Source organism: Desulfobacterales bacterium, from assembly GCA_030066985.1.
Classification (GTDB): Bacteria; Desulfobacterota; Desulfobacteria; order Desulfobacterales; family JAHEIW01; genus JAHEIW01.
This window is the reverse complement of record JASJAN010000030.1, coordinates 23,001-36,513: the sequence shown is the minus strand read 5'-3', so window position 1 is coordinate 36,513 and position 13,513 is coordinate 23,001. Positions and strand designations below refer to the sequence as shown.

15 protein-coding genes are annotated in these 13,513 nt (G+C 49.7%); 13 read left to right on the top strand and 2 right to left on the bottom strand.

Translation table 11 applies throughout. The annotated features are described in order from the left end of the window. Positions 1-432: 432 nt before the first annotated feature. The 7 genes from QNJ26_15475 to QNJ26_15445 all read left to right on the top strand — a co-directional run bounded on the left by QNJ26_15475 (position 433) and on the right by QNJ26_15445 (position 5,190). A complete protein-coding gene (locus QNJ26_15475; GenBank protein MDJ0986939.1) occupies positions 433-1,029 on the top strand; it encodes a hypothetical protein in 597 nt (198 codons plus the stop codon). A gap of 238 nt (positions 1,030-1,267) precedes the next feature. Next, on the top strand, positions 1,268-1,867 hold the full coding sequence (locus QNJ26_15470; GenBank protein ID MDJ0986938.1) for a DUF1353 domain-containing protein: 600 nt from the start codon (positions 1,268-1,270) through the stop codon (positions 1,865-1,867). Between the two features lie 126 nt (positions 1,868-1,993). After that, positions 1,994-2,881: a DUF6279 family lipoprotein gene (locus QNJ26_15465; GenBank protein MDJ0986937.1), complete on the top strand. Its 888-nt coding sequence runs from the start codon at positions 1,994-1,996 to the stop codon at positions 2,879-2,881. A 64-nt stretch (positions 2,882-2,945) separates the two neighbouring features. Then, positions 2,946-3,326 carry a cupin domain-containing protein gene (locus QNJ26_15460; protein ID MDJ0986936.1) on the top strand — a complete coding sequence of 127 codons (381 nt, stop codon included), beginning with the start codon at positions 2,946-2,948 and terminating at the stop codon, positions 3,324-3,326. Between the two features lie 165 nt (positions 3,327-3,491). Beyond that, a complete protein-coding gene (locus tag QNJ26_15455) occupies positions 3,492-3,926 on the top strand; it encodes a DMT family transporter (protein ID MDJ0986935.1) in 435 nt (144 codons plus the stop codon). Between the two features lie 95 nt (positions 3,927-4,021). Continuing rightward, positions 4,022-4,225, top strand: a complete 204-nt coding sequence (locus tag QNJ26_15450; protein ID MDJ0986934.1) for a 4-oxalocrotonate tautomerase family protein — start codon at positions 4,022-4,024, stop codon at positions 4,223-4,225. Positions 4,226-4,239: 14 nt separating this feature from the next. Continuing rightward, positions 4,240-5,190: a PHB depolymerase family esterase gene (locus QNJ26_15445; GenBank protein ID MDJ0986933.1), complete on the top strand. Its 951-nt coding sequence runs from the start codon at positions 4,240-4,242 to the stop codon at positions 5,188-5,190. Between the two features lie 94 nt (positions 5,191-5,284). On the opposite strand, the gene QNJ26_15440 is transcribed toward QNJ26_15445, so the two are convergent. Together QNJ26_15440 and QNJ26_15435 are read right to left on the bottom strand one after the other, a co-directional pair. Beyond that, a complete protein-coding gene (locus QNJ26_15440; protein MDJ0986932.1) occupies positions 5,285-6,442 on the bottom strand; it encodes a peptidoglycan-binding domain-containing protein in 1,158 nt (385 codons plus the stop codon). 525 nt (positions 6,443-6,967) lie between these two features. After that, complete coding sequence (locus QNJ26_15435) at positions 6,968-8,272, bottom strand: trypsin-like peptidase domain-containing protein (GenBank protein MDJ0986931.1); 1,305 nt, start codon at positions 8,270-8,272, stop codon at positions 6,968-6,970. Positions 8,273-8,485: 213 nt separating this feature from the next. Here QNJ26_15435 and QNJ26_15430 point away from each other — a divergent pair, with 213 nt between their 5' ends. The 6 genes from QNJ26_15430 (at position 8,486) to QNJ26_15405 (ending at position 13,456) form a co-directional block, all read left to right on the top strand. Beyond that, on the top strand, positions 8,486-8,968 hold the full coding sequence (locus QNJ26_15430) for a hypothetical protein (protein MDJ0986930.1): 483 nt from the start codon (positions 8,486-8,488) through the stop codon (positions 8,966-8,968). Positions 8,969-9,012: 44 nt separating this feature from the next. Beyond that, positions 9,013-9,705: a DUF6498-containing protein gene (locus tag QNJ26_15425; GenBank protein ID MDJ0986929.1), complete on the top strand. Its 693-nt coding sequence runs from the start codon at positions 9,013-9,015 to the stop codon at positions 9,703-9,705. Between the two features lie 37 nt (positions 9,706-9,742). After that, a complete protein-coding gene (locus tag QNJ26_15420; GenBank protein ID MDJ0986928.1) occupies positions 9,743-11,413 on the top strand; it encodes a tetratricopeptide repeat protein in 1,671 nt (556 codons plus the stop codon). A gap of 4 nt (positions 11,414-11,417) precedes the next feature. Next, positions 11,418-12,491, top strand: coding sequence for an FAD-binding protein (locus QNJ26_15415; GenBank protein MDJ0986927.1), 1,074 nt, complete (start codon positions 11,418-11,420; stop codon positions 12,489-12,491). Positions 12,492-12,566: 75 nt separating this feature from the next. Next, on the top strand, positions 12,567-13,013 hold the full coding sequence (locus tag QNJ26_15410; GenBank protein MDJ0986926.1) for a hypothetical protein: 447 nt from the start codon (positions 12,567-12,569) through the stop codon (positions 13,011-13,013). 95 nt (positions 13,014-13,108) lie between these two features. Further along, on the top strand, positions 13,109-13,456 hold the full coding sequence (locus QNJ26_15405; protein ID MDJ0986925.1) for a P-II family nitrogen regulator: 348 nt from the start codon (positions 13,109-13,111) through the stop codon (positions 13,454-13,456). The last annotated feature ends 57 nt before the right edge of the window (positions 13,457-13,513 follow it).

The window sequence follows — 13,513 nt, the reverse complement described above, 5'->3', positions numbered from 1 at the left end:
TTCCGTTGACCAGCCGTCGCTAAAGCTATGGCCTGGCAGGGAGGACGGAAAGCAAAAAAAAATCTGCCTACGCAAGTATTATACAAACCATGATCATCATCCCTTTACTGCTATTTTGGTAACATTTAAGTGGCTCAATTAGTAATACGGCTGAGAATAAATTGTTTTACCCGCAGGCTTGAGATGGTTTTGCCTTGTCGGCGTCTCAACGACAAGGCAAAAAAAATTTTCTCTCTGCGACCTCTGCGTCTTTGCGGTGAGTATTAAAACATTGAATCCCCCTGCATTTGTATTTTTTGTTTAAGTTAGGAGCGGTTACGGCGATAATTATCATATAACCACCAGATATGCGGCTAAGTTTTCCTGATTGACAGGACGGGCTATAGGAAGTCAGCAGACTGGAGGCTAAAAATATTTTCAAAGAGGATCAAGATGAAAAGACCGACATGGGTGACCGCGGTGGGGGTTTTGGGTATCATTTTTGCCTGTCTTGGCATTTTAGGCGCCGGGCAGGAAATGCTAATGCCTAAATTAATGAAGATGCAACAGGAAATGTTTACCGATTTTGGAGAGATGATTGAAGCCGAAATGGAAAAGGAAAGAGCCAAGCAATCCTATAATGGAGAGCAACCTCCGGGCGGTGATGAATTTCCGATGGGCTTTTTTGATTCAATTATTAATATATTTGATTTTCCTGAATGGTATGGTACATGGTCAATCATAGCGGGGATTCTGAAACTGCTCGTCTGTGCATTTTTTCTGTTGGCATCAATTCAATTGCTGCAATTAAAACCATCTTCGATTCATTTATTTTACGGGGCCGCCGGTGCAAGTATCGCATTGGGCGTTCTTAAGGGGGCTATTGCATTATCGGCTGGTTCTTTTATTGCTACGGCCATGATGATTGGCGGCGTTTTTGGCATCATCATTGATATCATCTTAATAATTGTTGTTGTGACCGGAGACAAATCCGCTTTTTATCAGCAGGTTCAGCCACCCATGCCGCCTCCCATACCGCTAAATAGGTAAGCGCTATTTCAAAAGTGCATCAATTACTCTTGGGTTGAGCCCGTTTCCCGCTTGTCCGCCTTTGGTGGGTTAGCCCGTTAATTCTAAAATCAGATATTTTACCCATTTTCAGCGAATTACCGGAGTAACCGACTAACCTGAAATTTTGCACTATCATTGTTAAGCAGTCTTCATCTTTATGTAGTCTCCATCGATATACCTTAAAACGCTTCGCCTGCATGAATTAAAGGGGGAAAATATGATATCTTTCTTCCACGTCGTCGGAATCATTTTTGTTGTCCTGTTTGTGATCATCAGCGTTCTATTTATTCTGTATCTGATTTTCAGAAAAGATGTTACGCCGCTGATGGTCGACGAGGACATGCCGATTCTTTTGCCGTTGCCGATTCCCACCAAAAACAGGCCGTTCCTCATGCGGTTGCTGGTGTGGCTGTTTGATATTCGCAAGTGGCGGCTCAAAAAGAACTGGCATTTCCTGCGGGAAAATGGTGATGAGATCGTGCTTCCCATCGATTTCGAGTTTGACGGCGCCTCCATCCCCCGTATTTTCTGGGCCATTCTCAGCCCGGTGGGTTTGCTCTTAATTCCCGGTTTGATTCATGACTACGGCTACCGCTACAATCAATTATGGTTCATAAATGCAAGCGGTCAAATTGCACCCTATATGAAAGACGCCGGGCGCAAGGCGTGGGATGATCTGTTCAGAGAGGTGGGCATCCAGGTCAATGGTTTTGCGATCATTGATTTTATCGCCTGGGTGGGCGTGCGCCTGGGCGGAATTTTTGCGTGGCGCAAACACCGGCAGGATAATGAAACCCCCATACCGCCTGTTTTGTAATGGGCAATGCCGGACTGCCTCAATTTCTCACTTATAATACACTTTATTATTATATGATTCCTGTGTTGGGACTATTAGCGGCTATCTGTTAATTGAAATGCCGTCGACCATAGTTATGTTAGATCAATGAAAAACAAAATCCTGATTGCTGCTGTTGTGATTGTGGTGGTGGGTTGCAGTACCCGGTTTATATATTTTCACCTGGACTGGCTGATTCCGTGGTACATCAGCGATTATATTTCTCTGGACAGCGAGCAGAAAAACATGCTCGAAAAGCGCCTGCTGGCGCAGCTGGAATGGCATTGCCGCACCCAGTTGCCGGTCTATGCCGAGGCCCTGCGCGTACTGGGAAATGATGTTGCCGATCCGGCAAATCCCATCGATGTTGAACGTCTAAGGTTTCACTATGCCCGCTTTATGGAACTGTGGCAAGCCCTGTTGCGTGAAATCGCTTCGGATGTTACCGACTTGCTGTTGACCGCGTCAGATGAGCAAATCGATGAGCTGTTTGCCAATCTGGCAAGCCGTAATCAGGAGTTCAGGGAAAAATATGTTGATTTACCTGCAAATGAATTGGATAAAAACCGGCAGGCGCAGATGCTCAAAAGGGTGGATTATTGGATATCAGATCCCACCGCGTTGCAAATACAGGCTGTTGCCGAATGGAATGCCACCCTGATGCCCATTGCCGAACAGTGGCTGCAAAACCGCGAAAGGACCCAGGCCCATGCGCGCACGGTGCTGGAAAAGCGCGACGACAGCCTTGAATTTCGCAAAGAAATGTTTGATCTAATCGTTTATTCCGAGCGTCTGCGGCCGGAAGCCTATCAGCAAAAAATCGATTTCAATACCGACGTCACCCTCAAGTTAATGGTTCAACTGGATCGTCTGCTAACGGACGAACAGCGGCAGCATTTTATAAAGCGAATTGAATCTTTGGCTTCTGATTTGGATAGCATCAGCTGCGACCCGTACACGATAAAAACAGAAAACAAGCGCATACGTGCCCGATAAATGTTGCGGAATCCAAGGGGCGTCCTTCCGTTTATTAATTTTGCAACACTTCAGGAAAATGATGATGAGCGATTCAACCTACCCGTATGTCAATCATATGAACATTTTGCATCAAGCACTCGAACGGATCGATATTGCGGCATTGGTCAACGCATGCAAGGATAAGTGGTACAACCAGACCCTTTGCCGGGTGAACGATTCGGTTGTTCGACTGGGCATTGTCGAGGGTGAATATCACTGGCATAAACATGAAAAAGAAGATGAATTCTTTTTGACGCTTGAGGGCAAGCTCATAATTGATATTAAAAACAGCGACTCGATTGAACTAAAACCCCAACAGGGGTATGTTGTTCCCAAAGGGGTGGTGCACAAAACCCGTGCGCCGCAAAAAACGGTCATCTTAATGATCGAAAGTGCCGGTATCGTTCCCACCGGCGATGTTTAGCTTCCATCTGATACCGAAATGAGGTCGTGACGAATGCAGCCGATAGGAAAAAACACATGGAAATGGGTGATAATCGCAACGGGGATGCGGATATCTTTTTTTACAAAAGCGGCAGATAACCTGTTGTTTGAATATATTGAACGGATAAAACCGAGGAATTGAGCGATGAACACCGTTTTTCTGATCGGCATTGCCGTTATGGCCGGGGTTGCGGTTACACTGCAGGCGCAGTTTATGGGGTTGCTGGATCGTTCTCTGGGAACCCTGACCGGCGTGTTTATCACTTATGCCGGCGGCGGATTTGTGATTGCCATGCTGATGGCCGCCTTGCGCGGCGGCAATCTTAAAAGCTGGCAAAGCGTGCCCTGGTATGCTTTTTCTGCCGGGGTGCTGGGTCTTGTGATTGTCGGATCCATCGGGTATGTGGTGCCGCGCCTGGGGGTGGCCAAAGGATTTACCCTGATCGTTGCCTCGCAGTTTTTGATTGCCGCATTGATCGATCATTTCGGCTTTTTGGGTGCTGCGGTGCGCCCGATGGACTTGACGCGCTCGCTGGGTCTTTGCTGCATGCTGCTGGGGGTCTGGCTGGTGGTGAAATAAACCGGATCGGCGGGCGCAGCGCACGTCCTGATTTGATCTTGAGGCTTTAAATTAAAATTCGGTTCTACCGATCCAACGCTAAAGGAGATAAAACCATGCCGTTTGTAAACATCAAAGTCACCAGGGAGGGTGTCACTTCAGAGGAAAAAGCGCAATTGATTTTAGGGGCCACCAAACTCCTTGAGGATGTTTTAGGCAAAAATCCCGCTACCACTGTCGTGGTCATCGATGAAGTTGACACCGATAATTGGGGCATTGGCGGGGAAACAGTCACAGTTAGACGGCAACGCGGAGAGTGATATCATTGACTGTAATGAATCGAAAACAGAGGTTAAGGGCCTGCGCTGCTATGGTTTCGATGCTAGCGCTAGTGGTCGTTTTTGCCTGCGCGCATTCGAAAAAGCAGACCGGCAGCTCCGTGCGTCACGACGGGCGTGAGCGCTATTATATCTTGCATCAGCCGTCCGGCCAGACGTCGCATCCGGGCAAACGGCCGCTGCTGCTGGTGCTGCACGGCGGCGGCGGAACGAATCAAAATATGCTGCGGCTGACCGACAGCCGCTTCAACGCGCTGGCCGACCGCGACGGCTTTTATGTGGTGTATCCCCAGGGCATTGACAAATCCTGGAATGACGGTCGGCCGGATAATATTTCTGGAGCGCACCGCAAAGGCATCGATGACGTCGGGTTTTTGCAAGCGCTGATTGCGGATCTGAGCACGCGCTATCCGATTGATGAGCGGCGCATCTTTGTAACCGGTATTTCAAACGGCGGGCTGATGTCATTTCAGCTAGCCTGCAGCCAGCCCGATACCATTCGTGCGATTGCCCCGGTAACCGCCCAGATTCCGGTGGCCATCACCCCGCTGTGCACCGCAGATTCGACTGTCAGCCTGGCGATTTTCAACGGCACCGAAGATCCGCTGGTGCCTTACAACGGCGGGCAAATCAAAGCATTTCGCCGCAAACGGGGTGCGGTGCTCTCAACCGATGAAACCATCCGGATCTGGCGCCAAAAAAACCGCTGCAGCCCGCAGGCCACCACCACCCAGCTTGCCGATCGGGCTGATGATGGCACCCGCGTGACCAAAATCGAATATGATTTGTGTGAAGATGAATCAAAGGTCGTGCTGTATCGGATCGATGGCGGCGGCCATACCTGGCCGGATGGACTTCAGTATCTGCCGGAATGGTTGGTGGGCCGCACAACCCGCGATATCAACGGCTGTGATGAGATCTGGGGATTTTTCAAAAGCCTAAAATAAGACCCTGGCATCGGCCAAAAGATAAAGACCCCGCGGATTGCCCGGCAATCCGGCGGGGTCTTTGCACTTCGCACATGTTACGGATGCAGTGGGTTTACAGGCTGATATTCATGTGACGAAGCGTTTCGTGGGTTAAACCACCTTCAGCGAGGTTGTTGGCCCGCTGGTAGGATTTGAGCGCAGCCTGAGTATCGCGCCCAATGACGCCGTCGATGCGTCCGGGATTATGCCCGGCATCGCGCAGTCCCATCTGGACTTGCCTGATAATCGAAGCGTTGACATTGGTTTCACACAGGATTCGCCGCCATTCCATGTGGCCGTCGCTAATCTTTTCGGTCCGCGTAATGGTCTGGTATTCAGCAGGAATGGTAGTTTTACGTTCCTGCGCCGCTGACAGCATTTTACGGACTTTAACGGTCTTGTATTCGGCCGGAATTTCGACTCTGCGTTCTTTTGGCGGTTCCACCATAACTCTTTTTTTGATGGTTTTATATTCAGCAGGTACGAAGAGCTCCTTAGTGGTCGGCGGGCTGACCATCACTCGTTTGGATACGGTTTTATATGTGGCCGGTACTTCCACCAGGCACATAATCTCACCGGTGGCATGATCGATTTTTTCAATCGGACCACGGCCTTTCTTCCAAACGGTATGGGCCTCTTTGACCAGAACCCGTTCCTGCCGCATTTCATACTGTGCCGGTACTTCAACCAATCGCTTGGATTCCGGTTTGACCAACACCTTTTCTTCAACCCATTGATACTGGGCGGGGATGATTTCCATCCGCTGTGAAGCTTCTTTAACCAGAACGCTTTGCTCTTCCCACGTATACTGGGCCGGGATGAGCTCCAGACGTTCGGATTCGCCGCGTTTCAAAACCTGCTCGCTAACTGTCCGATACTGGGGGGCAATGAATGTTCTTGCCCAGCATTCGCCCGCCTTGGCATTGGGTGGAAAAAGACTGCTTCCGGAATGAGAAGCGCTCATGTCGGCAGAACCGGCATTGGCTGCGCGTTGCTCGGCAGCCGCAGCAGCCTCGTTCGACATCTTCAGCTCTTTCTTATAGACTTCGATAATCTTTTCTTTTTCCTGATTATCAGCGCGCAGTTGATCGATCTTTTTGTTTTTTTCATTGAGTTTGGTTTCATATTTACTGGCCATTGTATTGTTGCTGCTGGATGCACAGCCGGTCAGCATGGCAGCCGCAACCCCAATGGCAACAATACCAATTATTGAGGTTACAGGTCGTTTCATTATTTACCTCCTCTTCCAATGTTTGTGTTTCGGCACGCAAAATGTTCGCACCACTTCTACCAACTTTAACTTCTGCCTATTACATTGTGGCAAAATTCTTGCCGGACGACGAACTGTCGACCCGTTATTTTTTTAACAAGCTTATATAATTAGATAAATTTGTTTAGAAAATTATTCGATACGTTAAAATGAAGGACCAAAAATGGGGGATATTACGCGGTTGGCGGTGATATAACCCCGATTTACAGGAAGGAAAGTCCAAAGAAAGGTCACAGGGGCATCTAAATCCAAAATATCAAAAATCAAATTCAATTCGACGGCGCTCATCGCTGGCCAAACAAATTCCAAATCTCAATTTTCAATGATTCAAACCTTTGGCATTTTGAATTTGGTTTTTGCCCTTCGACCCTGCTCAGGATCGAACTATTTGATTTTTGTGTTTTGGGATTTGGAATTTTTTTTTAAGATCTTAGATGAAGGTAGAGATAGTAATCCGCAATTGGCGTTAATAGGATGGAGGCAACCCTAGCGTGCCACCACAATCAGCAGCGAGTTTTGCAGGCGCTTTTGCAGGGCAGCCATGTTTTCCGGCTGGTGGGGCAGGGTTTGCAGGGTAGCCGCGGGCGCTTCCAGCTTGCTGAGGATTTCAGATAGCCGCGCTATTTTTGTGGCGCAACTGGCGTTTTCATACACACGGGTTTCACCGGTTTGCTTGTGTTTGACAGCGATCATCGAGCGCACAACGCCCACCACCTCACCACGCATGTTGAGCAGCGGACCGCCGCTGTTGCCGGGCTGAATGGGGACCGTTGTTTGATAGCTGGCCGAGTCATTTTCCAGGCCGGACAATTTGCTGATTTCCCCATCTGTCAGTTTGGGATCGACACCCATCTCATCAATACGGGGAAAGCCGATGGTAAAAACTTTGTCACCAACATCAATTTCGTCGGTGGCTAGCGGCAAAGCCGGCGGCAGTTGCGCGATGTCGCCCACCTGTAAAATGGCAATATCGTGTAGCGCATCTGACAGAATCGGCTGGGCTTTAATCTTTTGACCGGATGCGTCCAACAGGAAAATTTCAGCGGCCGACGCCACCACGTGATGATTGGTAATCACATAGCCTGCTGAGATCGGCCATCCGGTGCCTAAAGAAGCCCCGTTAAATGGCGCCAGGCGGTTGCCGGTGGCCGGGCCTTGCTTTTTGCCGTCGATTTTGCAGCTGAGCTGTTCGGCCAGGGGATGATCGCCGGCAAGTTCTGCGATGGAACCATAGGCCTGGCGGGCACCGCTGAGGTTATCATTTTTTAAATGCGTCAACCCGCTTTTATAAAGCCAGCCGATGGCAACGTCCAGGTTGCGGGTTTCAGCCACATCTTCTTCCCGGGCGCTACTGGCATTGAGCATGCCCAGGCTGTATTGGGCAATGGCCAGGTCCTGTTCGGCGGCTTTCAGGTACCAGGTTTTGGCCTGATTGCGGTCGCCACGAACCCCACGTCCCTCGGCGTACATGTTGGCCACATTATACTGGGCATAGGGGTTGCCCCGCTGGGCGGCAGCAAAAAACAGCTCAAAGGCTTTGGATGGGTTTTCGGTTGTGCCCCGCCCGGCATCGTACATGGCTCCCAGATTGACCTGGGCCAGCTCATGACCCTGTTCGGCCAGTGCCTGCCAGATCTCAAAGGCCTTAGTATAGTGCCCGGCATCATAGGCCTGCCATCCCTGGTCGTAGCGGGACTCCGATAAGGTTGATTTTGCAGGGGTTAAATTGGGGGATAGAAAAAGCAGAAAGCATATGGCCGCTACTGTCATCGGCCAGCGAAGTTGTGTCATACGGGCGGTTTCTCCATTCCGAATCAGATAATATCATTATAGTCGAAATTTTTCAAATCGTCAATTTTGGTGGATACAATACCCGCGCGCCCGGCAGCGGCATCAAATCATATTATAAATTTAATAGCTTACCGCGGACTTTTTTGCATTTTCAGCCACAATATGAGAAAATGTGAGGTATCATCCGCACAATCGGCAAAAAAGGAGGAGGGTATGCAAGTATTTAGTGACGGACGGGATTCCGGTGACCTGGGGCCGGATGGCAGTGTCGATCGTAACCGCGCGATTTTAAACTACATCCGCAAATCAATGCGGGCGACCTGGCCCTGGACCCGATTTTTGTCGATATTGGGATTTATCGGTACCGGGCTGACGATTCTGGCCGGTCTTGGCATGATTATCGGTGAAAGTATTATCCCGGTTTCAGAAAAAACACCGCCCCTGCTGCTGATGGGCATCCTGTACATTCTGAGCAGTGTGATTTATCTGATCCCATCGATCTGGCTGTCAAAGTACGCGACCGCCATCAGCGCTTTTTTAAAGGCCGGCGATGCCATAGAGCTGGGTAAAGCGATTGCGTATCAGAAATCCTTCTGGAAATTTATCGGTATCCTGACCCTGATATCCATTGGCCTGGCCCTTGTGGGTATTGCGGCGGCGATTCTGATTCCGGCCTTTTTTGCCCTGCGTGCATAACCCATTCAGAAACGGCTAAAAATAAACACAAACAGCGCTTTAAGATGACAGATTCTGTTTCTCATACTCCGTCGCACAAGCCCTCACTTCCGATTGTCTCCCTGACTGTCGCCAATCTGGTACCCCTGATTGGCGTCATTTTTTTGGGCTGGGATGCGGCCGCCATCGTGCTGCTGTACTGGATAGAGAACTTGATTGTCGGGTTTTACAACATCATGCGCATGATGCTGGTAAAAGTCGATTCCCGGGGCCGGCAGTTGAAGAAATTGTTTATGATCCCTTTCTTCTGCGTTCATTTCGGAGGTTTTTGTGCTGTGCACGGATTTTTTCTGCTGACGTTTTTTAAAATCGGATCCCCTGGCAAGGCCCTTGAAGCCCCGGAGGCCTGGATGGGCCCGCTGATCTTTTTGCAGCTGCTGTATTCGGTGGTCATGCAATTGTGGCACAGCCGACCACCGGGACTGGAGTGGCCGGCATTGGGTCTTTTTATCAGCCACGGCGTATCGTTTATTCGCAACTTTATCAACGGGCAGGAATACCTGACGCTTAAGATGAATCAGATCATGACCCGCCCTTACAAACGAATTGTGTTGATGCATGTGGCCATTATATTGGGCGGTGTTTTGATTATGAAGCTGGGCTCCCCGGTGGTGCTGCTGTGTGTCCTCATCTTTTTAAAAATCGTCATGGACATATGGCTGCACGTCAAGTCACACAGCAAGGCAAATGGGAAGTAAAGTGGATGCCAGACCATCCTGATACAAGGAAATGGTGATGTATACGAAGTGTCCGACATGCGGTCGCCAGACGGGTTTTTGGGACAGATGCAAAGCCTGCGGCGAGCCCCCCAGCAAAAAAACCGCCTTGCGGGAAGCGCTGGTGATCACCGGCATTGTCATCAGTCTGCTGGTGGTGATGGGGGTCGTTGTCTTCAACGTCGACGACAATTCATTTCGCATATTCAGGAAAATGGGGCTCGGCAAATCCCCAGTTTATGAAGTCACCCGGGCCTCGGAAAATCTGCCGGTTCCCAAAGATCCGCCGATCACCCTTTCGCCGCAGCGAATCGAGGCCTTAAGAGAGCTGTTTGAAAGCGGTCAATTTGCATCCTTAAATACCATTTACGAAACCTATCAGCAGGCATTTGAAGACGATTTCAGCACTGAATACGCGCTCGAAGATGCCTGGCGGGTTTTTGAAACAACCCTGCCCGCCTATGAGAAGATATTTGCGGCCTGGATTTTACATTCGCCCGGCCACTTTGCCCCTTATCTGGCCAGAGCGCATTATTATCACGCCAAGGCCTGGGAGAGCTGGGGCTATAGCGCAGTCAAAGACAAAAAACCGGTGCAGTTTAAGATGCGCTGGGCCAATTTTCAAAAATCGATGGCGGATATCCAAGTTGCGCTGGGGATCAATCAACAGCTCTTAACCGCCTATCTGATGTTGATCCGCATCAGCTATGTCATGGCTAAAGAAACCGATCTGCAGCGATGGTCGCAAGAGGCCTTTAATTTGTTTCCGTCTTCCTTTTTACTTCGCTTGCAATATCTGTACGCCATCTCACCCCGCGGGATGGGCAGTTACCGCCGGATGGAAGAATTTGCCAAATCAGCCGAATTGTATGTCGATATCAATCCCCACTTTACCTGCCTGTATGGCTATATTTACAGCGAGCAGGCCTACGATTTATTGCGCCAAAAAAAATATGATGACGCCCTGGCGCTGTATACCAAAGCGATGGCTTACGGCGATGATTGGTATTTTTATTCAAAAAGGGCCCAGGTGCGCTATGCCCATTTCAAGGATTTGGATAAAGGGCTGGCGGATGTCGAACGCAGTATCTATCTGAGACCGACCGTCAGCGAAAATTTTCACCTGCGCTCTCGAATACATTTTGAAAAAGAGAATTTTAAGGCCGCAGCAGAAGATCTGCAAACCGCCTGCGATCTGACGCCCCATCATCCTGAAATTCTGCACTGGCAGCAATGGGCCACCACCCGTTTCCTTAACTTGGGCCATAAAGTTTTTGAAACCGACCGGCAGCAGGCCATTGAGCAATATGGATTTGCACTCAGGTTCGATCCCCAAAACAAGGAGGCCTTTTATTGGCGGGCAGCGGCGTATTCGCACCTAAACCAGCATGAACGGGTTATCGAGGATCTGCAAAATGCGATGCAGCTGGACCCGCGGCATTATGATTCGTATGCCCTGATGGACTACACGCTTGATCAATTGGGCAAATCGCGCAAGATGATGGCATACTGGGACCGCTTCATCGAACTGCAGCCGGAGCATGCCAGCGCCTATCTTGAAAGAGCGCGCCATTACTTTCAGCAAAATAATCTTTCCCGTTCACTGGCGGATGTGAAAACATCATGTGATCTGGGCAATCAAGAAGCCTGTGATCGCTATCAGCGGCATAAAGATCAATGGGGAAATTAGCGTGATGTATGATGTGGCTATCATAGGCGGCGGTCCTGCCGGTGCTACCCTCGCCCGGCTCATTGGCGACCGCTATAAGGTGTTGTTGATCGAACCGCGGCGGTTAACAGAGGACTGCGAGGGTTTTGCGGCCCTCAAGTGCTGCGGCGGATTGCTGGCACCCGATGCCCAGATGATGCTGTCCAAACTGGGTTTGGGCCTGCCCAAAGGTGTTTTAGAAGATCCGCAGTTGTTTGTGGTTAAATCCATCGACTTACCGCAAGGTTTAGAGCGCTATTATCAGCGTCACTACATCAATATGAATCGCCAAAAATTTGATGCTTGGCTGCTGTCACTGGTGCCGGCCTCCGTGGATATCCGGACCGGTTGCCGGCTTCAATCCTATGCGGCGTATGGCGATGGTTTCAAGCTCACTGTCGCGCAGGGACAAAAGCGGTTCAGCGAGCAAGCCAAAATGATCGTAGGCGCCGACGGGGCCAAATCTAAGGTGCGCGCCCAGTTTTCTGCCCCGCATGCTGTTCCTCAAAAATATGTTGCCATACAGGAATGGGTTGAAAGAAAAAATGACCGGCCCTATTTCACGTCCATATTTGATGGCCGCATCACCGACTATTATTGCTGGACGATACCCAAAGGCAGCTATCTGCTGATCGGAGCGGCCCTGCCTTACCGACAGAAAGCGGCTGAAAAATTTGCGCTCTTGAAATCAAAACTAAAAGCCTACGGCATGCAGATTGGTAAAACCATATTTAGAGAGGGCACGCTAATCCTCAGGCCTGTGCGGCAACAGCAATTGTCAACCGGCCATAAAGGAATTGCCTTGCTCGGTGAAGCCGGCGGCTGGATTAGCCCCAGCTCGGCCGAAGGGCTCAGCTATGCATTCAAAAGCGCCTTGATGCTGGCCGAGGCGATGCACGGCACACCAGAGGGTTTTGAAAAGCGCTATTTAGAGATGACCGCAAAACTGCGCAAAAATATATTTTTTAAAAATGTGAAAGCGCATTTCATCTTCAAACCGCTGCTCAGAAAAATCATCATGCGCAGCGGGCTTCAGAGCATAACATTGGGGCGCCATTAATGCCCCCAACGTAAAGGGATCGGTATATCTGACCGATATATAAATGTAAGCTCACGGTATTATTGAAGAACGAGCATGGATGCCATTCAATTTGAGTCTTTTTCCGTGCCGACCCTCATCTTAATTGTCATTATTTTGTGGATCGGTGTTTGTACAATTTTATCTGCTATCGGTGGCTGGAGAATGCTGGCGGGGCACTATCGATCCAATTCTGACTTTGACGGTCGGAAACTGTGGTTCAAAAGTGCCGGGTTGCGCAGATGGACCAATTACAACAACTGCATCACCGTCGGCGCCAACAAATATGGACTCTATATGGCCATATTGCCGATTTTTCGTATCGGCCACCCGCCTTTGTTCTTCCCCTGGCAAGACATTTCAACTGAGGCGGGAAGCAGACGCTTTTTCGGCAATTTTGTCAAATTTACATTTATCAAACAGCCGGAAGTACCGGTGTTGTTTCCCGAACGGCTGGCGGCCAGAATTTTTAAAATCAAAGAAGACAGCCTGTCGGGCTTGTAGACCTAAGCACTGCCGTCTCATTTTGGCTGTATAATAAGAAAATACGGCCAGCCCGGCAGCCCGGTTGACGAAAGAGTAAGAGGAGGTACCATCAGATGTATTTACTGGTGAATGTTTTAGAGCAATCCGAACAATTGCCAACCATTATGGAGCAGTTTGCCAAAATCGGTATCACGGGCTCAACGGTGATTGACAGCACCGGTATGGGGCGGGTGCTGATGCGCACGCGGGCAACGCTGCCCGTGATGCAGCAAATCAACAAGGTCACCACCGATCTGGAATCTTCAAACAAGACCATTCTGACGATCATCAGAGAAAAGCAGCGCCTGGACAAAGCCATCAAAATCGTCAAATCTTTATGCGGTGATCTGGATCAGCCCGGCAAGGGGATACTGTTTACGCTGCCGCTCGATTTTGTCGAAGGCGTATCGGAGCTAGGTTAAACCGTTGATCGCAGACTTTTTTTGCTTACGCATATGAAATAAATGCCCCGACCCACC

What these genes read in the sequence shown, in the direction of transcription:
- QNJ26_15475 (MDJ0986939.1), top strand. Translation starts at nt 433, where the DNA reads ATGAAAAGACCGACATGGGTGACCGCGGTGGGGGTTTTGGGTATCATT.
- QNJ26_15470 (MDJ0986938.1), top strand. Translation starts at nt 1,268, where the DNA reads ATGATATCTTTCTTCCACGTCGTCGGAATCATTTTTGTTGTCCTGTTT.
- QNJ26_15465 (MDJ0986937.1), top strand. Translation starts at nt 1,994, where the DNA reads ATGAAAAACAAAATCCTGATTGCTGCTGTTGTGATTGTGGTGGTGGGT.
- QNJ26_15460 (MDJ0986936.1), top strand. Translation starts at nt 2,946, where the DNA reads ATGAGCGATTCAACCTACCCGTATGTCAATCATATGAACATTTTGCAT.
- QNJ26_15455 (MDJ0986935.1), top strand. Translation starts at nt 3,492, where the DNA reads ATGAACACCGTTTTTCTGATCGGCATTGCCGTTATGGCCGGGGTTGCG.
- QNJ26_15450 (MDJ0986934.1), top strand. Translation starts at nt 4,022, where the DNA reads ATGCCGTTTGTAAACATCAAAGTCACCAGGGAGGGTGTCACTTCAGAG.
- QNJ26_15445 (MDJ0986933.1), top strand. Translation starts at nt 4,240, where the DNA reads ATGAATCGAAAACAGAGGTTAAGGGCCTGCGCTGCTATGGTTTCGATG.
- QNJ26_15440 (MDJ0986932.1), bottom strand. Translation starts at nt 6,442, where the DNA reads ATGAAACGACCTGTAACCTCAATAATTGGTATTGTTGCCATTGGGGTT.
- QNJ26_15435 (MDJ0986931.1), bottom strand. Translation starts at nt 8,272, where the DNA reads ATGACACAACTTCGCTGGCCGATGACAGTAGCGGCCATATGCTTTCTG.
- QNJ26_15430 (MDJ0986930.1), top strand. Translation starts at nt 8,486, where the DNA reads ATGCAAGTATTTAGTGACGGACGGGATTCCGGTGACCTGGGGCCGGAT.
- QNJ26_15425 (MDJ0986929.1), top strand. Translation starts at nt 9,013, where the DNA reads ATGACAGATTCTGTTTCTCATACTCCGTCGCACAAGCCCTCACTTCCG.
- QNJ26_15420 (MDJ0986928.1), top strand. Translation starts at nt 9,743, where the DNA reads ATGTATACGAAGTGTCCGACATGCGGTCGCCAGACGGGTTTTTGGGAC.
- QNJ26_15415 (MDJ0986927.1), top strand. Translation starts at nt 11,418, where the DNA reads ATGTATGATGTGGCTATCATAGGCGGCGGTCCTGCCGGTGCTACCCTC.
- QNJ26_15410 (MDJ0986926.1), top strand. Translation starts at nt 12,567, where the DNA reads ATGGATGCCATTCAATTTGAGTCTTTTTCCGTGCCGACCCTCATCTTA.
- QNJ26_15405 (MDJ0986925.1), top strand. Translation starts at nt 13,109, where the DNA reads ATGTATTTACTGGTGAATGTTTTAGAGCAATCCGAACAATTGCCAACC.